We start from the raw sequence: 23,732 nt of genomic DNA on the forward strand, positions 1-23,732 counted from the left end.
CACCTCCCGGGTCTGCCCACGGCCCCGGCCCTGGGCCCCCGTTGCCTCTCGTAAGGCAGTCAGCCCATGAGTACCACCCTGCCTTCGGGCACCATCCAGCGCACCGTGGACGGCGGCCGACCGCTGCGCCGCGCCAGCGACCGCTTCGCGGCCCCGCTGCCGGCCCGGCGCGCCACCGACGTCCCGCCGGTCCGACACTCCGTCAGTTTGGTGATCCCCGCGCACAACGAAGCACGCAACGTCCCCTGGGTCTTCGAACAGATCCCGCCCAGCATCGACGAGGTGCTCCTGGTCGACGGCGCCTCCGACGACGCGACGGTCCGCATGGCGGCGCACTGCCTGCCGTCCGTCCGCGTCGTCCAGCAGACCGGCATCGGCAAGGGCGATGCGCTGCGCACCGGCTTCGAGGCCGCGACCTGCGACTACGTCGTCATGATGGACGCCGACGGCAGCATGTGGCCGGGCGAGATCCCGCACTACGTGCACTTCCTCGACAACGGCTTCGACTTCGTCAAGGGCTCGCGCTTCATCGCCGGCGGCGGCTCGCTCGACCTGACCCCGGTGCGCTCCCTGGGCAACCTGGCCCTGCTCACCGTCGTCAACCGGATCTACCACGCCACCCTGACCGACCTGTGCTACGGCTTCTGCGCGTTCCGCCGCAGTTTCCTCGACGAGCTCGACCCGCACGCCCCGGGCTTCGAGATCGAGGCGGAGCTGATCGCCCACGCACTGCGCCTGGGACTTCGCATCGCCGAGGTCCCGAGCCTGGAACTTCCCCGCCGCAGCGGGCGCTCCCATCTGCACGCCGTCTCCGACGGCCGGCGCGTGCTGCGGACCCTCCTCGCCGAGCGCCCCAACGGCCGGCACTCGGCAGCCGCGGGGGCGGGGAAGCGATGAACGACGTCGGCCGACGCCCCGCAGCGGCCTGCCCCGGTCTTGCCGCCCGCGACTCGCTCTACACCCCCGCTCATGTCGTCGAGCTGGACCTGGCGGTGCCCGGTGAGCTGCGCTCGCCCGGCGGCGCTGCTGCCGGCGCCCCGGGCGGACGCGTGTTGGCGTTGGTGCGGCTGCACGGACACCCGCTCGGCATGGTCAGCGTCCCCGGTGCCCCGGGAGACACCGCGGACCTGTACCGCGCGCTGGCCGACGCCGCACATCGTCAACTGGCCGCCACAGACGCCCGGGAGGCGCCAGGGCCCGGTTCCGGTCCGCCGGGCCGGGCCCCTGGGCGGGGCACCGGGCCCGCGGTCAGCGTCATCGTCGCCACCCACAACCGGCCGGTGATGCTCCGCCAGTGCCTGGACGCCCTGCTGCGCAGCGAACACTCCTCGTACGAGATCGTGGTGGTCGACAACGCTCCGCGCGACGACGCCGCCGAGCGGCTGGTGCGCGCGCACTACCCGTCCCGGGTCAGATATGTGAGGGAACCCAAGGCGGGTCTGGCCCGGGCGCACAACCGCGGGCTGACGACCGCCCGGGGGCGGATCTGCGCCTTCACCGACGACGACACCCTGGCCGACCCCGGCTGGCTCGCCGCGCTGGAGCGCGCCTTCGACGACGGTGCCGCCCCGGACGGCGGCCCGGCGGTCGGCTGCGTCACGGGGCTGATCCTGCCCGCCGAGCTGGAGACCCCCGCGCAGTCCGCGCTGGAGGGGCACGGCGGCTTTGCCAAGGGGTTCGCGCCGCGCAGCTGGTCGTCGGCCGAGCCGCCCGCCGATCCGCTCTTCCCGTTCACCGCGGGCCGGTTCGGGTCCGGCGCCAACATGGCCTTCCGCACCGACGTACTGCGCGGGCTCGGCGGCTTCGACCCCTCGACGGGCACCGGCACCCCGGCGTACGGCGGTGACGACCTGCTGGCCTTCTTCCTCGTGCTGGCCGCCGGACACCGCATCGTCTACCGGCCCGACGCGCTCGTCTGGCACCGCCACCGCCGCGACCTCGACGCGGTGCCGGCCCAGGCGTTCGGCTACGGCGCCGGCTTCGGCGCCTTCCTGGCCGCCGCGATCCGGCACCGCCCGGCCGCGCTGCCCGCACTGCTGCGCCGCCTGCCCGGCGGCATCCGGCACGCCGCGGCCCGGACCCGCGCCCGGCCGGCCACGCCCGGCCGGTGGCCGGACCGCCTCGCGCTGCTGGAACTCCGCGGCCTGCTCTACGGACCGGTCGGCTACCTGCGCAGCGTGTACGACACCCGCCGCCACTCCCCGAGCGTGACGTGATGGCCTCGCAGACCGCCGCGTCCGGCACCGTGACACTGCCCGCCGCGCCCTACACGGTCGTCCTGCGCCGGCGGCTCAGGTCGCTGTGCTCGTACGAACCGCTGCTCCGCAACGGCCATGTCCTGGTGGCGAGTTCGGTGATGACGGCGGGGCTCGGCGCGGTCTACTGGGTGCTCGCCACGTCCTGGTACCGCCCGGAGACCGTCGGCCGCAGCTACGCGGTGATCTCCGCGGTCACGCTGCTGGGCGGGATCGGGCAGCTCAACCTCGCCGACGTGCTGATGCGGTTCGCGCCGTCGGCCGGCCGGCACACCAGGCGGCTGCTGCTGCGCAGTTACGCCGCCTCCGGGCTGTGCGCCGGCGCGGGCGCGGCCGCCTTCCTCGCCCTGGTCCCGCTCGTCGCCCCCGGCCTCGGCTTCCTGCGCGGCCCCCTGGTCGCTCCGTTCTTCATCGCGGGCACCATCGGCTACGCGTGGTTCATCGTGCAGGACGGGGCACTCACCGGCGTACGGCGGGCCAACTGGGTGCTGGGCGAGAACACGATCTTCGCGGTCGTCAAGACGCTGGCGCTGGCGCTGGCCGCCGCCTGGGCCCTGAGCTCCGGGATCCTGCTGTCGTGGGCCGGGGCGCTGGCCGTCTCGCTGACCGTCGCCAACTACGTGCTGCTGCGGCGCGCGGTCCCCGCCCACCAGCGGGCGCACGCCGACGGCACGATGCCGCCCAGGCTGCTGGGCTACGCCGCCACCGACTACAGCGGCGCCCTGTGCCGGCTCGCCGCCTACAACATCGTGCCGCTGATCGTGCTCAACACCCTCGGCGGGGCCCGCAACGCCTACTTCTCGCTGTCCTGGGTGATCGCGTACACGCTGTACCAGGCCGCGTACAACATGGGCAGTTCGCTGTTGGTGGAGACCGCCCACGATCCGACACGGATCAGCGAACTGGGCCGCAGGGTGCTGCGGCACACCGGCCCGCCGCTGACCGTCGCCGTGATCCTCCTCGTCGTCGTCGCCCCCTGGCTGCTGTCGGTCTTCGGCGCCGAGTACGCCCACGAAGCCACCGGGGTGCTGCGGCTGCTGGCCCTGTCCGCGCTGCCCAACCTGCTGCTCAACGTGGCCATCGACGTGGCCAGGGCACACCGCCGGCTGGCCTGGGCCGTCGCCCTCCAGGCGACGCTGTGCGCCCTGGTGCTCGTCCTGACGCTCCAGCTGATCCCCCGCTTCGGCCTCAACGGCGTCGGCGCCGCCTGGCTGCTGGCCGAATGCGCGCTCGCGCTGCCGCTGCTGCTGACGCTGCCGCGCTGGCTGCCCTCCCCCGCAAGGAGCTCCCGATGAACGCCCTCGGATTCCCCGGCGGCACCGGCGTGCGACAGGCCGTCCGCTCGGCCCTGGGCGCCTGGCGCCGCGTCACGACAATGACCACCCTGAACCCCGCCGCGGCGACCGAGTGCTCCGCCGCGGCGGCCAAGCCCACGACGACGGGCCCGGCCACCCCGAGCCTGACCGTCGTCATCTGCGCCTACACCCTCGACCGCTGGGACCAACTCCTTGCCGCGGTCGGCTCGGTGCAGCACCAGCACCCCGCCCCCGACGAGGTCCTCCTTGTCGTCGACCACTGCCCCGAGCTCGCCCGGCGCGCCGCGGACGCCCTGCCCGGCGTGCGCGTCCTGCCCAACGCCGAGGCGCAGGGCCTGTCCGGCGGACGCAACACCGGGGTGCGCGCCGCCCACGGCGACATCGTCGCCTTCCTCGACGACGACGCGGCGGCCGACCCGGACTGGACCGCCCGGCTGCTCGCCGCCTACCGGGACCCGCTGGTGCTCGGCGTCGGCGGACTGGTGCGCCCGCTGTGGGAGACCGGCCGTCCCGGCTGGTTCCCGCGCGAGTTCGACTGGGTGGTCGGCTGCTCGTACCGCGGACTGCCCGAACACCCCGCGCCGGTACGGAACTTCATTGGCGCCAACATGTCCTTCCGCCGCGCCGAGATCCTGGCCGCCGGCGGCTTCCGCACCGACCTGGGCCGCATCGGCACCCGCCCGCTGGGCTGCGAGGAGACCGAACTGTGCCTGCGCGTCGCGGCCCGCAATCCCGGCTCGACGCTGCGGTACGAGCCGTCCGCCGCGGTCCGCCACCACGTGCCGGCGGCCCGCACCACCCGCAAGTACTTCCGCGCGCGCTGCTACGCGGAGGGGCTCTCCAAGGCTGCCGTCGCCCGGCACTCCGGTTCCGGCCCGGCGCTCGCCAGCGAACGCACGTATCTGCGCCGAACCCTCCCCGCCGCCGTCGCCGAAGGGCTGCGACCCAGCGGTGCGGCGCCCACGGGCACGGTGCCGGCACTCGCCACCGGCGTGGCCGCGACCGTCCTGGGCTACGCCGTCGGCCGGCTGCACCAGGCGGTGGAGCGGGCCCGGGGCTTCGCGGCGCGGAGCCCCGGGAAGGCCGCGCTGCGCGCGCTGGCCGTCCTCGGGCTGCCCGCCGCCCTCGTCCTGTGGGCGGTCTCGCTGCGCGGGGTGAACCTCGGTGCGATGGGCGACCTCGGCCTGGTGCACGTCCTGCCGGTCACCTACTGGGCCGGCCTCGGCCTGCTCGGCCTCGGGGTCTGCGCCGCGCTCACCAACCGCCGCACCCGCGGCATCCACTACGCCGGCTACGTCCTGGCGCTGATCACCTTCCTGCACGCCACCCCGCTCGCGCTCTACCCGGAGCTGCGGTACTCCTGGGCCTGGAAGCACGTGGCCGTCACGGACGTGCTGCTGAGCAGCGGCACCCTGCCCACCAAGGCCGGCCTGCTGGCCGTCTACGCCCGGTGGCCCGGCTTCTTCTGGCTGAACGACCTGTTCGTCCAGCACTGGGGCCTGCGCTCCCCCGGGTCCTACGCCAGCTGGTCGCCCCTGCTGATCAACGCGGCGCTGGTGATCCCGCTGCTGGTGCTCTACCGCTCCTTCACCCGCAGCCGGCGGCTGGTCTGGGGCGGGGTGTTCCTGTTCTTCACCTGCTCCTGGGTGGGCCAGGACTACTTCTCGCCGCAGGCGTTCGCCTTCCTGCTGTACGTGTGCGTCATCGCGGCCGTGGTGCGCAAGCTGCCCCGCCCGGGCCGGCCGAAGCCGACCCGGCCGAGCGTGGGCTGGTGGGTGCTGCTCGTGCTCGCCCTGGTCATCATCGTCTGCTCGCATCCGCTGACGCCGGTGCTGCTGACCGGCACACTCGTCCTGCTGGCCCTGCCCCGCCGCAACCGCGCGGTGGTGGTGCCGGTGCTGCTGGTCGCGCTGGTGCTGACCACGGCCTGGGACATGACCGTGGCACGGCCTTATCTGGAGCAGAATCTGCACAGCATCCTGACCGGCCTGAGCCAGCCGGAGGCGAACGCCGGTTCCGGGCTGCTCGGTCTCTCCGGCGCCACGTCCGGCCAGGTCGCGGTGGCCTGGGCCGACCGGATCCTGTCCGCCGTGGTCTTCCTCTTCGCGGGCCTGGCGGTGCTGGTGCGGCCCTCGTTGCGGCGCACCGCCCTCCCGCTGCTGGCGATCGCCCCGCTGCCCTGGGCGGTGGCCAACAGCTACGGCGGTGAAATGATCTTCCGGGTCTATCTGTTCGCGCTGCCCGCCACGGCGTTCGGCGCCGCCGCGCTGCTGCTGCCGCCCCTCCTGGCCACCGCCCACGGTCACGGCCTGCACCGCCCGCTGCGGCGCCTGCGGGCCGCGGCGGTGCCCGTCGTCGTCGTGACGCTGTTCGCCGCGCTCTCCCTCGCCTACTTCGGCAAGGAGAACGTCAACTACTTCACCCCGTCGGAGACCGCGGCCGCGAAGTGGCTCGCCGGGCACGCCCCGGAGGGCTCCCTGGTCGTCGGTGCCTCCGACAACTTCCCGTACGCCTACGCCGATTACCCGTACCACGACCGGATCTGGCTGTCCGAGGCGGCGCCCGAGGACCAGCGGCAGGTCAACCGCGACCCGGTCTCCGAACTGCGTGTGCTCACCGGCGCCGGGCCGCCGCGCCCCGTCTACCTGATCCTCAACCGTGCCCAGGAGGCCCAGGTCCTCGCCACCGGGGCGCTGCCGCCCGGCACTCTCGCACACATCAAGCACGCGCTGGCCCACCGCCGCGACTTCCCCGTCGTGCACCGTACCGCCGACGCCGTCGTCTACCGCATCCTGCCGGAGGGCGCCCCCGGTGGCCGCTGAGGCACCCGAGGGCACCTACCGGCACATGCACCGCACGGGGGTCCGAAAGGACCGATCATGACCGCCGTCCCCGTCTTCGTCTACCACTCGGTCAACACCGACCCGCCGCCCTGGATCGCGCCGTACACGGTCACCCCGCGGGTCTTCGCCGAACAGCTCGACCGCATCGCGGACGCCGGGCTCACGGTGGTGCCGTTGCGGCGGCTGGTCGCGGCGATCCGGGGCGGCCCGCCGCTGCCCCCGCGCTGCGCGGTCCTCACCTTCGACGACGGCTTCGCCGACTTCTACTGGACGGTGGCGCCCCTCCTCACCGAGCGCGCCCTGCCCGCGACGCTGTACGTCACCACCGGCGCCGTCCATCCACCCGGCGGCCGCCCCGAGGGCAGTCTGCTGCCGGCCGCCGCGATGCTGAGCTGGCGGCAGATCGCCACCCTCGACGCGCTCGGCTTCGAGATCGGCGGACACACCGTCACCCATCCGCAGCTGGACACCGTGCCCGCGCAGCGCGCCTGGCGCGAGATCGTCGGCTGCAAGCGGCGGCTGGAGGACGCGCTCAGCCATCCGGTGTACGCGTTCGCCTATCCGCACGGCTACTCCAGTGCGGCGGTCCGCCGCACCGTACGCGAGGCCGGGTGGACCTCGGCCTGCGCGGTGGCCAACGCCTTCGCCTCGGCCGACGGCGACCCGATGCGCATCCCCCGGCTGATGGTTCAGGCAGACACCCGGCCGGAGCTGTTCACCCAGTGGACGCGCGGCGGCGGCGCGCCCACGGCACCGGTGTCCGAGTCCCTGCGGACCAAGGGCTGGCGGCTCTACCGCCGGTCCCGGGCGCTGCTCGGCCGCCCGGTCGGCGGCCCGCCCGGGTCCGGCACGCTGTCCTGAGCGGCCGCCTCCCGGCTGCCGTACCGCCGTGTGCCTCCGGCGCCCCGGCCCGGTCCGTGGTGCCCCGTCAGTGCTGCCAGACCCGCACCCAGTCCACCGACATCCGGGCGTGGTCCACCCCGGGCGGCGGCACCGTCGGGTAGCCGACCGCGAGGGTGAACAGCAGCTCCATCGGGACGTGCGGGATCTTCGCGGGATCGGTGACCCGGAAGCGGACCTCGCCGTCCACGTACCAGGTGAGCGCGTCCCGCTCCCAGTTCAACGCGAAGACGTGGTGGCCGGCGGGGAAGTCCACCGGCCCGAACCGCCCCGCGGCGGTGCGTTCCTCGCCGGCCGGCCCCTTCCAGTGCACCGTCATCTCGATCCGGTCGGTGCTGCCGAGCCCCTCGGCGACATCGAGTTCCGGGGGCGTGTGCCGGGACGCCGGCATCAGCCAGAAGGCGGGCAGCATCCCGGCCTGCGGGGGGATCCGCACGGCCGCCTCGAAGTAGCCGTAGGTGAAGACGAAGCGCGGCCGGGCGTTCCACGAGCTGCGGCCGGTGGAGACCATCCCGGACGTCCACGGATAGCGGCGGCCGTCCGTGCCCCGGGTCGTCCGGCGCCGGGCGGTCAGCGTGAGCTTGCCGTCGCCGACCGACACCTGCTCCGGGCGGTACCACTCCAGCTCGTTGTTGCCGCGGTTGGTGCAGCCGCCCTGGTTCCAGTCGTAACAGGTCGTCCAGCGGGCCGGGTTGAGCCGGGTGCCGCCGAAGTCGTCCGCGAAGACCTCACGCCAGTGCCCCGGCACCGGCGGGCTCGGTGGCGGGGTGGGCGAGCGGGTGCCCGACGCGCAGCCGGTGGCGGCCGCGAGCGCGAGAAATCCGCTTGCGGCGGCGCGCGCCAGTCGGCAAGATCCCATCGACCGCCTCCCGGGGCGCGCTCCGGAACACCTCCGGTGATCATCTCCCATCCCCCGGCGTCCCGCTACTTCCGGCCCTTCGCCACTCCTCAGAGGAACCCCCACCCCATGACCATCGAACGCGTCTCGCCGCCCGTCCGCGGCGGCGAACGGGAGACCCTGCGGGCCTTCCTGGACTTCCACCGCGCCACGCTCGCCCTGAAGACCGAGGGCCTGACCGACGAGGAGCTGCGCCGCCGCTCCATGCCGCCCTCCACGCTCTCCCTGCTCGGCCTGGTCCGGCACATGGCGGAGGTGGAGCGCACCTGGTTCCGCCGGGTGATCAACGGCGAGGACATCCCGCTGGTCTGGTCGGCCGAGGGTGACTTCCAGGCGGCGTACGACCCCGACGGGTCAACCGGCGCGGAAGCCTTCGCCGCCTGGCAGGAGGAGGTCGCCCAGTCCCGCCGCATCGAGCAGGCGGCCCCCTCCCTCGACGTCACCGGCTACCAGCCCCGGTGGGGCGAGCACGTCTCGCTCCGCCTGGTCATGCTCCACCTCATCCACGAGTACGCGCGCCACAACGGCCACGCCGACTTCCTCCGGGAGGGCGTCGACGGCACGGTGGGAGCCTGAGCGCAGGCTCCCGGGCCGCTGTGTCTTGTGGCTCAGGTCCGGCACCAGCCGAAGGACACGACTAGGGGCTGTCGTTTGGATCAGGCCGGATCAGGGAGCGGGGTCTGGTGCCGTGCATCGCAAGGCGGAGGAGGGAGTCAGGGCGGAGCCCTGGCGACCGGGGTCAGACCGCGGGAGGCGGCCAGCGCGACGGCGGCGCGCCGGGGCTCGGGGATGTCCAGGAACACCTCGTCTTCCGGGTCCACACAGGCCGTCAGGGCGTCGAAGAGCGCCTCGGCGGCCTGCGGGCTGTCGGCGAAGAGCGGACCGATGCGGTGGCCCGTACGGGCCGGGCGGATCACCCCGTAGCCGGCGATCGCGCCGTCGCGGAGGTAGACGCGGGCGGTGTGGCCGGGGGCGGTGACCCAGCGGGTGACGAATCCGCGCCGGCCTGCGGGGAAGCACAGGCGGTCGTAGGCGGCGAGCGCGTCGAGGTGGGTGCCGGCCACCGGGACGACCTCCGGCCGCGGGGTGTCGCCGCCGGTGGGGCGACCGCCGTAGCGGGCGGTGTCGTAGGCGGGGGTGAACCCGGCGCGCCGGTAGGTGGCTTGCTGGGCGGGTACGGCGTCCAGGCCGACGGTGCGCACGCCCGCGTGCGGGAAGGCCGCCCGCCAGGTGGCGAGGCCCAGGCCCTGTCCCCGGTGGTCGGGGTGGACGAGGTAGTAGCCGAGGAAGGCGTAGGCGTCGGAGTAGTTGACGACGGAGACCGCGGAGACCGGGTGGCCGGCGCGGCGGCCGAGGAAGAAGCCCGCCGGGTCGGTGGGGTGGAAGCAGTCGGTGTCGCCGCGGCCGGGGTTCCATTCCTCGTCGGCGGCCCACCGGGCCACCTGGTGCCAGTCCTGTGGTGAGGCCGTGGTGACGGTGAGGGGGTCGGCCGCGGAGGTGTGCCGGGGCGCGTCCGGGCGGGCGTCGTCGCTGGGGGGAGGCATGCCGGTGGTCGTCCCTTCTGTTGGGGGGCAGGGGGCGTACGGTGCGGGTCCTGGTGGTGCGGGGCGGGGCGGCGCGGGGCCGCCCGTCCGTGGCCGGGTTTCTAGATCAGGTCCATGGCGGCGACCTCGTCGGGGCGGCCGTAGCTGACCGGTCCCTGGAAGCGCCTCCGGGCGGTGGCGAACCACCAGACGGTGGCGATGATCAGCACCACGGCCAGGGCGATCGGCGCGTAGTTGAACGAGTCGGAGGTGATCGGGGATGCCTGGGGCAGCATGAACAGCACGTTGCTGACCAGGATCCAGGCCACCGCGACGGCCGCGACGGGCCGGCCGTAGCGGCCGAGGTTCCACGGCCCGGCCTGGAAGTCGTCGAGCCGCAGCCGCAGGAAGATCGGCACGGCGTAGGCCAGGAACAGCCCGACGACGTTGACGCTCACCACCGCGGTGAACGCGGTGTGCGACCACCAGCCGGGCAGCACCAGCACCAGCGGGCAGGCCGCCGCGAGCCAGACGGCCTTGACGGGGGTGCGGGTACGCGCGGAAACGGAATGCCACCAACGGGAGCCGGGCATCGCGCCGTCGCGGGAGAAGGCGAAGATCTGCCGGGTATTGCTGGTCATGTTGGCGAGGCCGCAGAAGAGCATGGCGCCGATAACGATCAGCAGCAGGAACTGCGCGGTGCCGGGGCCGAGCGCGTCGATGAGAATCTGCACCGGCGGTGCCTCGGCGCTCGCGGCGTGCCCGTAGTCACGGATCGCGTACACCAGCGCGAGCATCAGGATGAGTCCGGTGATCGCGGAGCAGGTGATGGCCCGCATGATGCCCCTGGGCGCATTGACCGTTGCCTTCACCGTTTCTTCGGACATGTGGAAACTGCCGTCGAAACCGGTGAACGTCCAGCTGGTGACGAGCAGGCCGAGCATTCCGCCGTACACCGCACTGGTGAAGCCGGTGTTGTTGACGAAGTGGGTGGCGAAAGAGGGTGATTGGTGATGGTCGGGTATGAACGTGAGCGCACCGACGATCACCACCATGCCGATCAGCAGCCACCACACGGAAATGCGGTTCACCAGCGCGACCAGCCGCACGGTATAGGTGTTGGCCAGCGCCTGGAGCAGGAGGATGACCGCGGTGATGCCGACGGTCTGCTGCGGGGTCGGCTCGTAGGACGGCCACTGCATCGCGAGGAACGCCTGGATGAAGGTGGCGGCCGCGAAGTTGGTGGCCGCGGTGCCGCCGACCTGGCCGACGAAGTTCAGCCAGCCCGTGTACCAGGACCAGGCGCCCTGGTGCCGCTTGGCCAGCTTGCCGGCGGAGAAGTAGAGCGCGCCGCTGGTCGGGTAGGCGGAGGCGATCTCGCCCATCGCGGCACCGACGAACAGCACCATGACCGAGACACCGACCCAGCCGAGGACCAGGATCCGCGGGCCGCCGGCGTTCATCCCGAACCCGAACGAGGAGAAGATGCCGGAGATGATGTTGATGATGGTGAAAGAGATGGCGAAGTTGTCGAACGCGCGGAATCTGCGGGTGAGTTTCCGCGGGTATCCCATGGCATGCAGCGTGGCATCGTCGTCGAGGGTGACGGGATCTGCCGGGTGGGGGGATTTCGAGCGAGTGAGAGACGTGCGCTCGGACACAACCGCAACCTTTCTGGGGGCACAGGGGGGAAATGGCGGATCGGGTTGAGCGTTCGGAGGCGGAGCGGATGCGGAGAATCCGTGAGCCGCTTTCACATTCTTTTGTGCGACGCGAATTCAGGACCCGTGCGGCACGGGCAGCCCGCAGGAGCGTCTGGCTCTGCTCAATTGTTCGGCGGGATCTCCGAACGCACTCCACGGCATCCGCGCGGCAAAGGGGCCCATGGCGGTGAAGACTTCCCGGGCCTCGAATTCACGTTTCGCCATGAACAGCGCATGCGCCAGATACGACAGGTCCAGCACCGGTGTGAAGCGGTAATCGGCCACCCGCGGGAACCAGTTGCGGTGGATGCTCGTCGCGGTGGTGATCCACTGGGGTTGCTCCCATGTGCGGTCGGCGAGCAGGGCGGTGGGGTCATAGTCCTCGACCAGCGCCACCAGCGGCAGCAGCCGCAGCGGGGAGGTGGCCGGCGCCCGCTGGCTGAGGAAGGCGGCGACGTCCCAGCTCGCGCTGGAGGAGCCGCCGTAGCGGGTGAAGAAGTACGACAGGAAGCGGTGGTGCGCCTCGCGGTGCCAGGCGTCGAGCCGGAGGATGTGCGCGAAGAGGTACCAGGGGCCGGCCGGTGCGGTCAGCAGGCCCTGCGGCGCGGGGTCCCGGGGGCGGTCGAGGCGGGTCAGCGCCAGTTGGGCCACCCACGGCGTGGGGTCCTCGGGAAGTTCCTTCGCGGCCCGGTCGCAGGCGGACCGCGCTATCCGGGCCAGCGCGCCCTGCCGCCGGTCGCCGGCGTCGGCCATCCGCAGCGCCCGCAGCATGGCCACCCGCGCCCAGAGCAGCGCGGCCTCCGCGCCGGGTTCCTCGGCCAGCCAGCGCTCGGCCAGGTCCGAGTCGGCCGCCACGGACGCGAGGACGAGCGAGCGGTGGGCCCGTACCTCGAAGTCGTCCCGGGTCTCCTTGAGCACCTCGTGGGCGCTCAGGTAGCGGCCGGCCCGGACGTCCATGCACGCTCGCGCCAGCGCCCGGTCATCGGCCGCCGGACTCCACACGTACTGCCCCTCGAAAGAGCCGGCCGCCATGGTCCCTCCCGGTCACGAAGGCGTCTTCCCCACACCGCATTCCAGCCGCACCGAATTCAGCTGAGTTGCCGCCCTCGGTCAAGTGGCAGCGGAGCACACCCTACTCATCATCAACTCCTTGCGAAAACAGTGGTCTGGAATATCTGGTTCCGCACCTTTTCGCCGCGATGAGATTGAAGAGGAAACAACTTTTCGGCCGATCTCCCGAAGCCCCTCCCCTTTGCCTCTCCGGCAGTCACAGGACAACACGCGCCATTTATTTGGCATATTCACCGGCGCACGGGACCTCCACAACCGGACCTCACCGGTCGGCCACTCCCCCGTTTCTCCGCTCCCCGTACACCGCGGAGCTGATATCGGACGCCGGGAACGGCGGCGGCAGGCCCTCGACCGGCGCGAGCGGCACCAGAGCATCACAGCATCGCCCTTGCGGTCCAGACCAGTTGGCCGGCGCCGGGGGTCCGGGCTCACCCAGCGACACTTTCCGGCCAAAACCAGTCGGTGGTTGTGCACTCGCGAACACCGGAAAGACTCTCCCCTGGGCGCCAACTGCCGCACTTCACGGGGCACTTGGCACGCCCCCAGCACGGAATCGGGTCAAGAGCAACCGAAATTAGCGGAAGCTACTTTCCGGAACCGCGCGATCACATGTAGCGTTCGACTCGACCGGAGGCCGTGACTTCGCACCACGTCATGGCCGAGTACGGGCATGGGCGCGAGCGTTCTTACGGCACGGACGGAGCGGTTGCCCCCGATGGGCGCACCCGCATTACGAGTGCCTGTTCGCCCCCTACGCCCAGCACCGGACTGCGTCGCATCACCTGCGCAGCACCTCAGCACCCTTGAACGTCGAGCACCGCCATGTCTGTCCGTACACGCCTGCTTTGCAAGAGGAATGGGCCCAGATCATGTTTATGAACTCCTCGACGACCCCGCTTGCGTTGCGACCGGAAGCCGACTTCGGCCGCACGGTGACAGCCGGGCCCGGCGAAGGGCCACCGCTGGCGGTCGACCGGCTCCCCGACGGCACGTGGCAACTGACCCTGCACGACCTGGAACCGGTATCGGTGCACCGGCTGCCCTCGGACGAGGTCCACATCATCCTGGCGCCGCCGCGGGAGGATCCGGCACACCCCGACGGGCCCGCGGCTCCGGCCGCCCCGCCCCGGCCGGAGCCGATCCAGATCGACACCGCGGCCCGGACCGTCTCCATCCAGGGCCGCCAACTCAGCCTGCCACGGCTGGAATTCGATCTGCTGGCCCACCTCGTGCTGCACCCCCAGCGGGCCTTCACCCGGGAACAGCTGATGGCCGCGGTCTGGCCCAGCTGCCAGTCCAGCACCCGTACCGTCGACGTCCACATCGCGCGGCTGCGCCGCCGCCTGGGGCCCGGCCTGCGCGACTCCATCAGCACGGTGTTCGGCATCGGCTACAAGTACCTGCCCGCCCTGTAACCGGCGGACGGTTGACGCGCGGGCACGGCGGCCGGGGGAAGCCGGCGACCGGGCCCGCGGAAGCGACGGACGCGGCAGTCCGGCGGCGGGGGACGCCTCACACCCCGGCCGCCCCGGGGTTGAGGTGCGCCGGGGTGCCGGCGGCGGGTTCCTTGCGCACGAAGGCCCGCCGCAGGGCGTGGTAGGGGTGGTCCGGGTCGAAGAAGATCTCGCGCATACGGGCCAGTTCGTGCTCCCGGTAAGCGGCGAGCGGCCGCTCCGCCTCGTCCTGCTCCCGCCCGGCCTTCTTCGTGGCGATCCGGGCGTGGACGGCCGGTGAGGACGCCAGCCGCACGGCCAGGTGCGCGGTCTGCGGACCGAATTCCTGCGGATCGCAGTCGACGATGCGGTCCACGAGCCCGAGCCGCTGGCCGGCCGCCGCGGTGAGCGGCAGGGCGCGCCGGGTGAGCTGCTCGGCGACCTCGGGGCCGGCCCGCCCGGGCAGGGTGTACGTCCAGTACTCCGAGCCGTACAGCCCCATCAGCCGGTAGTGCGGGTTGAGCACCACGGCGGCGCGGCACCACACCTCGTCGGCGGCGAGCGCCAGCATCACCCCGCCGGCCGCGGCGTTGCCGCCGAGCGCGGCGACCACCAGCCGGTCCGTGGTGGTCAGGACGGCGTGTACGAGGTCGTCCATGGCGTTGATGTTGTCCCAGGACTCCGCGGCCGGGTCCGCGGCGGCCTCGATCACGTTCAGATGGATGCCGTTGGAGAAGAAGTCCCGGCGGCCGCCGAGGACCAGGACGGAGGTGGGCCGGGCGCAGGCGTGCCGGTAGGCGGCGAGCAGCCGGCGGCAGTGGTCGGTGCTCATCGCACCGCCGGGGAACGAGAACTCCAGGAATCCGGCCGGGCCCTCCTCGCGGTAGCGGATGTCGGCCCAGGTCCGGGGGGTGTCGGGGGCCTCGAGCGGGGCGGGCACCTCGGGGAGCGGGGGGAGGCGGTCGCCCAGCGCCAGGGTGGCGGGCAGTTTGACGGGGCGGGGCTCCCCCGGGCGGCGTGCGGGCCGGAGTTCGGGGATCCACACCGCGCCGTCGGCCGTCGCCCGGCAGACCGCGCCGCACCGGGTGGCGAGCAGGTCCCCCGGCCGGCCGGTCAGGGTGTCCTCGGGGTGACCGCCGTGCAGGAACCAGGTGCCGCCGAGGAGTTCGTCCCGGACGCCGGGCTGGGAGTCGGCGGCGCGCAGCTTGCTCAGGACGGTGCCGGTGGGGTCGCGCTGCCAGTCGATCCGGCGCAGGTCCTGACGCAGGGGCGGCCGGGGGCGGCCGGTTCTGGCGGTGGCCGGCAGGGTGTCCTGCGGTTGCGGGCGGTGGGTACCGGACGCGACCCGGTCGACGGCCGTCAGGACCGCCTCGACGGCGGCGTCGGCGATCTCGTTGCGGTAGAGGTCGCTCTTGCCGACCTCGGGGACGGCGCACTCGGCGGTGGCCCAGATGTCGCCGGCGTCCATCTCGTCGTTGGCCTGGAAGACGGTGACGCCCCACCGGTCCGCGCCCAGGTGCACCGCCCAGTCCACCGAGGAGGGGCCGCGGTCGCCGACCGGGCCGGGGTGCACGATCAGGCAGGTGTACGCCGACCACACCTCGCGGGGTACCGCCGTCTTGAGCATCGGCGCCACGACGAGCTCGGGGTCATGACGGCGGACGACCTCCGGCAGCGGCGTCTCCCGCGTCACCAGCTCGACGTTCACCTGGTGCCCGCCGTCGCAGAGTTCGGCGTGGACGCGCTGCGTCAGGCTGTTGAACGCGCCGGCGATGAGCAGAATGCGCACAGCGGACTCCTCCGGGGCTGGGCGGTGGCCGATGCCCGTGAGCGTTCCCCGGGCGGGCCGGGCGGCCCCGGAGTCGCCCGGCAGGTCACCCGGCCGGCCGCCGCCGTACGGCCCAAGGCACCGGGTCCGCACCGGCGCGCACGCCAGGAACTGACGGCGCGTCACTTGGTTCCGCCGTTGATCATCTCGACGGGATCCCGCCAAAGTTGGCGCGCCGGGCCCACTTCACCCCGCACCGGCATTGCCTTTCATTGACATTCACTTGGTCATACTTTTACCTTCATGGTGCGGCATCGGCGCAGGTCAGCGTCGTGTGCCCGGCATCTTTCCGCACTCTTCCCGGAGGTCCCGATGGAGCAGCTCATCAAGAAGATGGCCCAGGACACCGTCTGGCAGAACTGGCTCGCCGCCAACTCCGCACAGCAGGCCGCGAAGAACGGCTGCATCAGCGCGGCACCCAAGGCCGGTTGCATCAGCGCCGCGCCGAAGGCCGGCTGCATCTCCTGAAGCCCGGTACCCGCCGAGTGATCCGGGGGCGGGCGACGGCGGCGCTTCCCCGGCCGCCGACCACCGCCCACCCCCGGGCACCCCGCCCCGCACCGCCCCCACGGGCGCCGTTCTCCGAGCCCTGACGAGGAATCCATGGATGGTCAGCCGACCGCCGAGGTCATCGAGCAGCTGCGCGACATACCGCTCTACCGCGAGTCGCTCGCGCAGGGGTACTTCCCCGTACTGGACAAGCCGGAGATCGCCCGCGGCTTCCCCGAGAACTGGATGACGCCCCGGCTGTCCGCCGCGCTGGCGGCGGGCGAGGCGGAGTACGTCCTGTCCACCGGCACCAACCACGCCCGGATGCAGCTCATCCGCCCGCCGTACTTCCTGCTGCACTCCTACTACCGGCTGTGGCGCACCCACCCCGACATCTCCGGCACCTGGGAGTCCGGCTGCCGGCGGGTCTCGCTGACCACGGTGCTGGCGACGGAACATGTCGCACGGGTCAACGCGGCCCGCAGCGGAGTGCCGCCGCAGGCGGTGCCCACCCTCGACGACCGGTGGCTCGACGACCGCACCTGCTATCTCAACCTCCGGCTCGACCCGGCGCTGTGGGAGCGCGACGAGGTCGTACGGATGCTCCGGGAGATCGAGGCCGCCCGCCGGACCCACCGACGCGGCGAGTACCACCTCGACTGCTCCGGCTACCACCTGGCGCACCTGGTGCGGAAGGTCGGCGAAGAAGGACTGTGGGATGAGTTCCCGCCGCCCGCCAGCATCATCCACGCCTACGAATACACCCCGGTGAACGTCCGGCGCTTCCTGCGGCAGCATTTCGACTGCCCGCTGATCGACCTGTTCGGCAGCACCGAGCTCGGCTATCTCTACTACAGCGACCGCCGCGGCACCTATTGGCCGCACCTGGACGACATGAGCGTCGAACTCCACCCGGTCGCCCCCGGGAGCACGATCTTCGAGCTCATCGTCTCCAGCGTGCGCAACCCGTACATGCCGCTGATCCGCTACCGCTCCGGTGACTGCGTACGCACCCAGGACGGGACGCCGGATCCCTCGAAGATCACCCAATTCTGCGGCCGGCAGAAGGAGTTGCTGAGCACGCCGCACGGGCCGGTGGCGCAGGGCGATCTCGACCGGTGCATCGGCGAGGCCACCGCACGCGTCTTCCTGCACCAATTGCGGCTCGCGGGCCCGGCCGAGGCGCGGCTGGCGTACACGACATTCGACGGCGCACCCCTCGACGCGACCGAGTGCGCGGCGCTGGAGCACGGCGTCGGTGAACTGACCGGCCGGCACTGCCGGCTGGAGCACCGTGCGCACCTCCCCATCGGGCCGTCCGGGAAGTACGCCTGGCTCGCCGCCGCCTGACCCCGCCCACCCCGCCCACCTGCACAGGAGCGCCATGACCAGCCGCCCGCCGCTGTCCGCCGACGACCTGAGGGAGCTGCTCGGGGAGACCCTGCACACCGAGGTCGTCGACCATTTCGCCGTCAAGAGCCCGGACCTGCCACGGGAATACGTGCTTCGGCAGGTCACCGAATGCCTGCGGTACCTGTATCTCGTTTCCCGGCACCGCGAACAGCTCGGCGGGCTGTTCCTGCCCGTCGAGCAGGACATCGACGAGATCTGGCACTACCTGATCCTCCAGACCCGCGAATACCGGGCACTGTGCGAGGAACGGCTGCCGGGGCGGTTCTTCATCGAGCACCGCAGCATCGCCTACGAGGAATACCAGCAGGAACCGGGCCGCGAACAGGCGGTCGAGGAAGCGCTCCGCTGGATTCCGCTGTACTGCCGGGAATTCGGGGCGTTCGACGAGGGGGCCCTGCCGCACTGGACCATCGTGCGTTTCCTGCACGAGCAGATGGACCTGTCGCTCACCGACATCTCGGCGCTGGAACCCATGGCTCCGGCGTAACACCCACCGCCCCCGTCCGCGCTCCGCGGTTCGATCGGAAAGGAATCATGACGGCTCGGAACGGCGCGCCGGCCACGCGCGACATACCGGAACAGCGGCGGGTTCTCGCGGTCCTGGTCCTCGCCCAACTCCTCAGCGGCGCGGGCCTGGCCGCGGGCATCACCGTCGGCGCGCTGCTCGCCGAGGAGATGCTCGGCTCGACCGGTCTGGCGGGGGTGCCCAGCGGACTGTTCACGGCGGGCGCCGCGCTCGGCGCGGCCGGCATCGGCCGGATCTGCCGCCGCTGGGGCCGGCGTCCCGGGCTCGCGCTCGGCTACGCCACCGGGGCGCTCGGCAGCCTCGGGGTCGTCGTGGCGGCCACCAGCGGCAGTGTCCCGCTGCTGTTCCTGAGTCTGCTGGTCTACGGCGCCGGCACCGCCACCAACTTGATGGCGCGCTACGCGGGAGCGGACCTGGCGTCCCCGGCGCGGCGCGGCCGTGCGGTCAGCACCGTGCTGTTCGCCACCACGCTCGGTGCGGTGGCCGGTCCCAACCTGGTCGAGGTCACCGGCGAGCTGGCGCTCTCCTGGGGCGTACCGCGCCTGGCCGGGCCGTTCCTGCTGGCCACCGCGGCCTTCGGCGCGGCCGCGGTCGTGCTGGCGGCCCTGCTGCGGCCCGATCCGCTGCGGCTGGCCCAGGCGCTGGCGCGGCGCCCGGCCGCGCCCGCCGGCCCGCCCGCACCCGCGGCCGGGGAGGAGCGGCGGCCGGCCACCGGACCGTACCGGCGCGGAGTCGTCGGAGGCACCGCGGTCGTGCTCGTCGGCCAGCTCGTGATGATCTCCGTGATGACGATGACGCCCGTCCACATGCAGGCGCACGGCCATGACACCGGGGCCGCCGGACTCGTCATCGCGCTGCACGTGGGCGCGATGTTCCTGCCGTCCCCGCTCACCGGTCTGCTCGTCGACCGGCTCGGCCGGCGGTGGGTGGCCGCGGCGTGCGGCCCGGTACTGCTGGCCGCCGGTGCGCTCGCGGCCACGGCGCCGCCGCACTCCGTCGCGCTGCTCGCCACGGCGCTCGTACTGCTGGGCCTCGGCTGGAACTTCGGGCTGGTCAGCGGTACCGCCATGGTCACCGACGCACTGCCGCCCGAGCGGCGCGCGCCGGTGCAGGGGCTGGTGGACGTGGGCATCGCGCTGGCCGGCGCGTCCGGCAGCCTGGCCTCCGGTCTCGTCGTGATGCTGGGCGGCTACCCGGCGCTGGCGCTGGCCGGCGGGCTCCTCGCGCTGACGGTCGTCCCGCTGGCCGTGTGGGCGGTACCGCAATCGGAAAAATCTTGAAACTTGGCGTCATTTCTCGTTATCACACCGGAAACCTGGATGCTGCACTCTAAGGGCAGGATCGTCGTCGCATGGACTGCCCACGGGGGAAGCATGAGGAAGGACATCGGCACCGCCGGCACCTCGCTGCTGCGCCGGTGCCGCGTTCCGCTGCTCGCCGTCGGCATCGTCCTGGCGTTCCTGCTGGGCGCGGCGGCGACCGGCGCGAGTGCGACCACCGCGTTCGCCGCGCCGGCCGCCGCGAAGCCGGCGGGCGCCCCGCCCGCCGCCAAGCCCGGTAACGACCCCGACGAGGAGAAGAGCAAGCGCGAGGCCGAGCACGGCCAGCCCCGCGGCACCGCGCGCCGCTCCGTCGGCGTCCCCCGGCACACCGGCCGTCCGCTACCGCCCTACGACGTTCAGGGCTCCACGTTCCCGGCCGACGGCCCGGAGGGGCCCACCACGCACCGCTCCACCAGGGCCGCGTCGAGACCCGCCGCGCTGCCCGTCCTGCACTGCGTCTTCCGCTGCTGAGCGCGGCGTGGTGGCCTGCCCCACCAGCCGCACCGTCCGACGTCAGCCACCACCCCCACAGTGGCACCACTCATCAGCAGGAGCCCTCCCTCATGGAGACCTTCATTCAGCATGCCCGCGGCCTGACGGCCCGGATCGCCGACCGGCGCGAGGAGCAGGAGACCTACGGCCGGTTCGCCGCCGGCCAGTCGCCCCTCGCCCTGTTCATCACCTGTTCCGACTCCCGCGTCGTACCGTCCCTGATCACCGGCGCGCGGCCCGGCGAACTCTTCGAACTGCGGACGGCCGGCAACGCCGTCCCCGTCCACCGGGAAGGCATGGCGGCCTGCGCCGAGGCCGCCACCATCGAGTACGCGATGCGCGTACTGAAGGTGGCCGACATCGTGGTGTGCGGTCACTCGCACTGCGGCGCGGTCGGCGCCAAGGTCCGCGGCGAGGACCTGACCGGCGCGCCCGCCGTGCGGGACTGGCTGGCGCAGGCACTGTCCGACGAACTGCCCAGGGACGAGGAGCCGACGGTCTCCGCGGCCGTCCAGCAGCACGTGCGCCAGCAGCTCGCCCGGCTGCGCGACTACCCCTGTGTACGGGAGCGGCTGGACACCGGTGAGGTGAACCTGCACGGCTGGTTCTACGAGGTCCACACCGGCATGGTCGCGGCACACCACCCGGCCTCCGACCTGTTCCTCCCCCTGTGAAGGCGCGGGTACCTCTCATGAAGCGACTCACCTCCTTCCGGGCGGACTTCACCGCCTCCCTCGTCGTGTTCCTGGTCGCCGTCCCGCTGTGCGTGGGCGTGGCCGTCGCCTCCGGCGTCCCGGCCGAACTGGGGCTGGTCACCGGTGTCGTGGGCGGACTGCTCACCGGTCTGCTCCCCGGCAGCAGCCTGCAGGTCAGCGGCCCGGCCGCGGGCCTGACGGTGCTGGTCTTCGAGGCCGTCAAGGAGTACGGCATCGGAGCGCTGGGCGCGCTGGTGCTGGCCGCCGGCGTACTTCAACTCGCCATGGGCGCACTGAAGTTGGGCCGCTGGTTCCGGGCGATCTCGGTCGCCGTCGTCCAGGGCATGCTGGCCGGCATCGGCCTGGTGCTGATCGCCGGGCAGCTCTACGCCCTCGCCGACGCCAAGGCGCCGGGCACCGGCCTCGCCAACCTCGGCTCGCTGCCGAGGCTGGTCACCGACACCCTGGGCTCCGGGACCGCGCTGTCCGCCCTGGCCATCGGCACCGGCACCATCGCCGTACTGGTGCTGTGGCCCCGCTGGCGGCGCGCCGCGCGGGTCCTGCCCGCGCCGCTGGCCGCGGTGGCGCTCGCCACCACCGCGGTCTGGGCACTGGAACTGCCGGTCGCCCGGGTCCGGGTGAGCGGGCTGCTGGACGCGATCCAGCCACCCGGCCTCGCCGATCTGGGCCGGCTCACCGAGGTCGGGGTGCTGGGCACGGTCGTCGCGTTCGCGCTGATCGCGTCCGCCGAGTCGCTCTTCAGCGCCGCCGCGGTCGACCGGCTGCACGACGGGCCGAAGACCGACTACGACAAGGAGCTGATCGCGCAGGGCGCGGGCAACGCCGTCTGCGGTGTGCTCGGTGCGCTGCCGATGACCGCGGTGATCGTACGCAGTGCCGCCAACGTCCAGGCGGGCGCACGGACCAAGGCGTCGCGGGTGCTGCACGGCGTCTGGCTGCTGGTGTTCGCCGCGGCGTTCCCGGCCGCGCTGGGCGTGGTGCCGGTCGCCGCGCTGGCGGGTGTCCTGGTGCACGCCGGCTGGAAACTGATCCCGCTGCGTGAGCTGCGTCCCCTGTGGCGTGAACACCGCGGGGAGGCCGTCGTCCTGCTCGTCACCGCCCTCGCGATCGTCACGGTCAACATGTTCGAGGGTGTGCTCATCGGTCTCCTGATGGCCGTGGCGAAGACCGCCTGGGAGACCTCGCACGTCCACCTGGAGGTCCGTACGCCGGACGACGCGGACGCGCCGGTGCTGGTGCGCGCCGTCGGCAACGCCACCTTCCTGCGGTTGCCGAAGATCCTCGACCAGCTCGACGCGCTGCCCGCCGACCGGGACGTGGAGCTCGACCTGAGCGGGCTGCGGCACCTGGACCACGCCTGCGGCACGGCGCTGACGAACTGGGCCGAGCAGCACCGCCGCAGCCGGCGGGCGGTGGAGCTGGTGTCCTGACGGCCCTTTCCTGCCCGCACATCCACCGGGTGTGCGGGCAGCCGGCCCGGCCGGCGGGCCCGGCACCGCGGGCGCCTCAGCCGCGTTCCGCGTCCACCGTCGTCAGCCGGTCGTACGCCTCCGGAGCGCGGCGCCGGATGCGCAGCGCCACGGCGAGTCCGAGGGCGAAGACGAGCGGCAGGGGCACCAGCAGCGCCAGGTTGACGCCGGCCGGGGCGTTCGTCAGCAGGGCGAAGTGCCGGCAGACCAGCACGAGCAGCACGGCGAGACCGGCGCAGGCGGCCAGCGGCGCGGCCACCACCCGCCAGGCGGGCAGACCGCGGCGGTCGCGGCGGAAGAAGCCGACGACGGCCAGGGCGGCGAGCGCCTGGAGCAGCATGATGCCGACGATGCCGGTGCCGTTGCTCCACAGAAAGGTGACCGTGTACGGGTCCTGGCCGGTGAGGACGGTGGCGAGGACGACGAGGAGGGCGAGCGCCGACTGCAGGACGACCGCGGCGGCCGGGGACCGGGTCCGTGCGGTGACGGTGCCGAGGCGGCGGGGCAGCAGGCGTTCCCGTCCGAGCGCGTAGAAGTAGCGGGTGGCGCCGTTGTGGAAGGCGAGGGTGGCGGCGAAGGCGCTGGTGACGAGGAGGAGTTGCATGGCGTCGGCGGCCCGGGCCCCGGCGAAGCGGCGGGTGGCGGCGAAGACCATGTCGGTGCCGCCGGGGCCGTTGGCGACCGCCTGCGCGGCCCCTGCCCCGTAGGCGTTGACGACCGTCCAGACCGTGAACGTGTAGAAGACCGCGAGGAAGCCGACGGCCACGCAGGTGGCGCGGGGCACCGAGCGCTCCGGGTGCCGCGCCTCCTCGGCGTAGAGGGCGGTGGCCTCGAAGCCGACGAACGCGCCGACGGCGAGCACGAACATCCCGCCCACGCCCGCGCCGCCGAGGTGCCCGGGCGACAGCGCCCCGAACTGCGGTCCGGCCGGCCCGCCGCCGTGCGCGTACACCGCGGCCTCGAAGACCAGCAGGATCAGCACCTCCAGCGCCAGTGCGACGCCGAGCACCCGGGCGCTGAGGGTGACCCGCAGCAGGCCGAGGACCCCGATGGCGACGAGGCCGGCGAGCGCCCAGACCCACCAGGCGAGAGGAAGCCCGGTCAGCTCCGCGACGGCGGACTCGGCGAACCGGCCCAGCCCCGCCAGCAGACCGACCTCGATCGCGTTGTACGACAGCAGCGCGACGTACGCCGCGCCGACGCCGGTCGCCCTGCCCAGTCCCCGTCCGACGTACGCGTAGAAGGCGCCGGCGTTGCGCACGTAGCGGCTCATCGCGGTGAACCCCGCGGCGAAGACGATCAGCAGCACCCCGGACAGCAGGTAGCCCAGGGGCGCCGCCGGTCCTGCCATGCCGATGGCCACCGGCGCCGCGCCGGCCGTCACGGTCAGCGGGGCGGCCGCCGCGACGACGAAGAACACCAGCTCACCGGTGCCGATGGCGTGGTGCGCGAGACCGCTGCGGGGGCCGGCCGGGGACGGCGGGGCAGCGGTGGGAGGCGCGGGCCGCGGGGTGCTCATGGGCGCGACCGTAGGC

20 protein-coding genes are annotated in these 23,732 nt (G+C 72.9%); 14 read left to right on the forward strand and 6 right to left on the reverse strand.

Features of this window, described 5'->3' with window-relative positions; genetic code table 11:
• The first annotated feature begins 66 nt into the window (after positions 1–66).
• Genes OO62_RS27040 through OO62_RS27065 form a run of 5 tightly spaced genes read left to right on the forward strand, consistent with a single transcriptional unit; the run spans position 67 to position 7,275 of the window.
• Positions 67–897 carry a glycosyltransferase family 2 protein gene (locus OO62_RS27040; RefSeq protein WP_051733633.1) on the forward strand — a complete coding sequence of 277 codons (831 nt, stop codon included), beginning with the start codon at positions 67–69 and terminating at the stop codon, positions 895–897.
• Complete coding sequence (locus OO62_RS27045; RefSeq protein ID WP_078617370.1) at positions 894–2,216, forward strand: glycosyltransferase family 2 protein; 1,323 nt, start codon at positions 894–896, stop codon at positions 2,214–2,216. The genes OO62_RS27040 and OO62_RS27045 overlap by 4 nt, the downstream gene beginning before the upstream one ends.
• On the forward strand, positions 2,216–3,550 hold the full coding sequence (locus tag OO62_RS27050; protein ID WP_051733634.1) for a lipopolysaccharide biosynthesis protein: 1,335 nt from the start codon (positions 2,216–2,218) through the stop codon (positions 3,548–3,550). The genes OO62_RS27045 and OO62_RS27050 overlap by 1 nt, the downstream gene beginning before the upstream one ends.
• On the forward strand, positions 3,547–6,393 hold the full coding sequence (locus tag OO62_RS38335; protein WP_228332384.1) for a glycosyltransferase family 2 protein: 2,847 nt from the start codon (positions 3,547–3,549) through the stop codon (positions 6,391–6,393). The genes OO62_RS27050 and OO62_RS38335 overlap by 4 nt, the downstream gene beginning before the upstream one ends.
• Before the next feature lie 57 nt (positions 6,394–6,450).
• On the forward strand, positions 6,451–7,275 hold the full coding sequence (locus OO62_RS27065; protein WP_051733635.1) for a polysaccharide deacetylase family protein: 825 nt from the start codon (positions 6,451–6,453) through the stop codon (positions 7,273–7,275).
• 67 nt (positions 7,276–7,342) lie between these two features.
• On the opposite strand, the gene OO62_RS27070 is transcribed toward OO62_RS27065, so the two are convergent.
• A complete protein-coding gene (locus tag OO62_RS27070) occupies positions 7,343–8,173 on the reverse strand; it encodes a glycoside hydrolase family 16 protein (protein WP_157850171.1) in 831 nt (276 codons plus the stop codon).
• Between the two features lie 108 nt (positions 8,174–8,281).
• Between OO62_RS27070 and OO62_RS27075 the strand changes: the two genes are divergently transcribed.
• Positions 8,282–8,788, forward strand: a complete 507-nt coding sequence (locus tag OO62_RS27075; RefSeq protein WP_033270202.1) for a DinB family protein — start codon at positions 8,282–8,284, stop codon at positions 8,786–8,788.
• 137 nt (positions 8,789–8,925) lie between these two features.
• On the opposite strand, the gene OO62_RS27080 is transcribed toward OO62_RS27075, so the two are convergent.
• The 3 genes from OO62_RS27080 to OO62_RS27090 form a co-directional block, all read right to left on the reverse strand.
• The gene (locus tag OO62_RS27080; protein WP_106974903.1) at positions 8,926–9,756 is read right to left on the reverse strand and encodes a GNAT family N-acetyltransferase; all 831 of its coding nucleotides are present in this window, start codon (positions 9,754–9,756) and stop codon (positions 8,926–8,928) included.
• 101 nt (positions 9,757–9,857) lie between these two features.
• Positions 9,858–11,309 carry an amino acid permease gene (locus OO62_RS27085; protein ID WP_033270203.1) on the reverse strand — a complete coding sequence of 484 codons (1,452 nt, stop codon included), beginning with the start codon at positions 11,307–11,309 and terminating at the stop codon, positions 9,858–9,860.
• A gap of 204 nt (positions 11,310–11,513) precedes the next feature.
• Positions 11,514–12,470: a serine/threonine-protein kinase gene (locus tag OO62_RS27090; RefSeq protein ID WP_077191715.1), complete on the reverse strand. Its 957-nt coding sequence runs from the start codon at positions 12,468–12,470 to the stop codon at positions 11,514–11,516.
• A gap of 908 nt (positions 12,471–13,378) precedes the next feature.
• Between OO62_RS27090 and OO62_RS27095 the strand changes: the two genes are divergently transcribed.
• Positions 13,379–13,924: a winged helix-turn-helix domain-containing protein gene (locus OO62_RS27095; RefSeq protein WP_228332385.1), complete on the forward strand. Its 546-nt coding sequence runs from the start codon at positions 13,379–13,381 to the stop codon at positions 13,922–13,924.
• Between the two features lie 97 nt (positions 13,925–14,021).
• Here the strand turns inward: OO62_RS27095 and OO62_RS27100 are convergent, their stop codons facing one another.
• Complete coding sequence (locus OO62_RS27100) at positions 14,022–15,731, reverse strand: hydrogenase maturation protein (protein ID WP_033270204.1); 1,710 nt, start codon at positions 15,729–15,731, stop codon at positions 14,022–14,024.
• A 351-nt stretch (positions 15,732–16,082) separates the two neighbouring features.
• Here OO62_RS27100 and OO62_RS40035 point away from each other — a divergent pair, with 351 nt between their 5' ends.
• From OO62_RS40035 to OO62_RS27130, 7 genes are all read left to right on the forward strand, one after another.
• Positions 16,083–16,238, forward strand: a complete 156-nt coding sequence (locus tag OO62_RS40035; protein WP_164993248.1) for a hypothetical protein — start codon at positions 16,083–16,085, stop codon at positions 16,236–16,238.
• 135 nt (positions 16,239–16,373) lie between these two features.
• On the forward strand, positions 16,374–17,609 hold the full coding sequence (locus tag OO62_RS27105) for a hypothetical protein (RefSeq protein ID WP_033270205.1): 1,236 nt from the start codon (positions 16,374–16,376) through the stop codon (positions 17,607–17,609).
• 34 nt (positions 17,610–17,643) lie between these two features.
• A complete protein-coding gene (locus OO62_RS27110) occupies positions 17,644–18,159 on the forward strand; it encodes a glycine-rich domain-containing protein (protein WP_033270206.1) in 516 nt (171 codons plus the stop codon).
• A gap of 47 nt (positions 18,160–18,206) precedes the next feature.
• Entirely contained in the window at positions 18,207–19,478 is a 1,272-nt protein-coding gene (locus tag OO62_RS27115) for an MFS transporter (RefSeq protein WP_033270207.1), read from the forward strand.
• A gap of 93 nt (positions 19,479–19,571) precedes the next feature.
• The gene (locus OO62_RS27120; protein ID WP_033270208.1) at positions 19,572–19,991 is read left to right on the forward strand and encodes a hypothetical protein; all 420 of its coding nucleotides are present in this window, start codon (positions 19,572–19,574) and stop codon (positions 19,989–19,991) included.
• A gap of 92 nt (positions 19,992–20,083) precedes the next feature.
• Positions 20,084–20,686 carry a carbonic anhydrase gene (locus OO62_RS27125; RefSeq protein WP_033270209.1) on the forward strand — a complete coding sequence of 201 codons (603 nt, stop codon included), beginning with the start codon at positions 20,084–20,086 and terminating at the stop codon, positions 20,684–20,686.
• 17 nt (positions 20,687–20,703) lie between these two features.
• A complete protein-coding gene (locus OO62_RS27130) occupies positions 20,704–22,158 on the forward strand; it encodes a SulP family inorganic anion transporter (RefSeq protein ID WP_033270210.1) in 1,455 nt (484 codons plus the stop codon).
• Positions 22,159–22,234: 76 nt separating this feature from the next.
• Here the strand turns inward: OO62_RS27130 and OO62_RS27135 are convergent, their stop codons facing one another.
• Positions 22,235–23,716 (reverse strand): APC family permease, encoded by a 1,482-nt coding sequence (locus tag OO62_RS27135; protein WP_051733636.1) that lies wholly within the window; start codon positions 23,714–23,716, stop codon positions 22,235–22,237.
• Positions 23,717–23,732 lie beyond the last annotated feature (16 nt).

Source organism: Streptomyces lydicus, from assembly GCF_000717345.1.
Taxonomy (GTDB): Bacteria; Actinomycetota; Actinomycetes; order Streptomycetales; family Streptomycetaceae; genus Streptomyces; species Streptomyces lydicus.

Coding starts and splice junctions, on each gene's coding strand:
- OO62_RS27040 (WP_051733633.1), top strand. CDS start 67: ATGAGTACCACCCTGCCTTCGGGCACCATCCAGCGCACCGTGGACGGC.
- OO62_RS27045 (WP_078617370.1), top strand. CDS start 894: ATGAACGACGTCGGCCGACGCCCCGCAGCGGCCTGCCCCGGTCTTGCC.
- OO62_RS27050 (WP_051733634.1), top strand. CDS start 2,216: ATGGCCTCGCAGACCGCCGCGTCCGGCACCGTGACACTGCCCGCCGCG.
- OO62_RS38335 (WP_228332384.1), top strand. CDS start 3,547: ATGAACGCCCTCGGATTCCCCGGCGGCACCGGCGTGCGACAGGCCGTC.
- OO62_RS27065 (WP_051733635.1), top strand. CDS start 6,451: ATGACCGCCGTCCCCGTCTTCGTCTACCACTCGGTCAACACCGACCCG.
- OO62_RS27070 (WP_157850171.1), bottom strand. CDS start 8,173: ATGGGATCTTGCCGACTGGCGCGCGCCGCCGCAAGCGGATTTCTCGCG.
- OO62_RS27075 (WP_033270202.1), top strand. CDS start 8,282: ATGACCATCGAACGCGTCTCGCCGCCCGTCCGCGGCGGCGAACGGGAG.
- OO62_RS27080 (WP_106974903.1), bottom strand. CDS start 9,756: ATGCCTCCCCCCAGCGACGACGCCCGCCCGGACGCGCCCCGGCACACC.
- OO62_RS27085 (WP_033270203.1), bottom strand. CDS start 11,309: ATGGGATACCCGCGGAAACTCACCCGCAGATTCCGCGCGTTCGACAAC.
- OO62_RS27090 (WP_077191715.1), bottom strand. CDS start 12,470: ATGGCGGCCGGCTCTTTCGAGGGGCAGTACGTGTGGAGTCCGGCGGCC.
- OO62_RS27095 (WP_228332385.1), top strand. CDS start 13,379: ATGTTTATGAACTCCTCGACGACCCCGCTTGCGTTGCGACCGGAAGCC.
- OO62_RS40035 (WP_164993248.1), top strand. CDS start 16,083: ATGGAGCAGCTCATCAAGAAGATGGCCCAGGACACCGTCTGGCAGAAC.
- OO62_RS27105 (WP_033270205.1), top strand. CDS start 16,374: ATGGATGGTCAGCCGACCGCCGAGGTCATCGAGCAGCTGCGCGACATA.
- OO62_RS27110 (WP_033270206.1), top strand. CDS start 17,644: ATGACCAGCCGCCCGCCGCTGTCCGCCGACGACCTGAGGGAGCTGCTC.
- OO62_RS27115 (WP_033270207.1), top strand. CDS start 18,207: ATGACGGCTCGGAACGGCGCGCCGGCCACGCGCGACATACCGGAACAG.
- OO62_RS27120 (WP_033270208.1), top strand. CDS start 19,572: ATGAGGAAGGACATCGGCACCGCCGGCACCTCGCTGCTGCGCCGGTGC.
- OO62_RS27125 (WP_033270209.1), top strand. CDS start 20,084: ATGGAGACCTTCATTCAGCATGCCCGCGGCCTGACGGCCCGGATCGCC.
- OO62_RS27130 (WP_033270210.1), top strand. CDS start 20,704: ATGAAGCGACTCACCTCCTTCCGGGCGGACTTCACCGCCTCCCTCGTC.
- OO62_RS27135 (WP_051733636.1), bottom strand. CDS start 23,716: ATGAGCACCCCGCGGCCCGCGCCTCCCACCGCTGCCCCGCCGTCCCCG.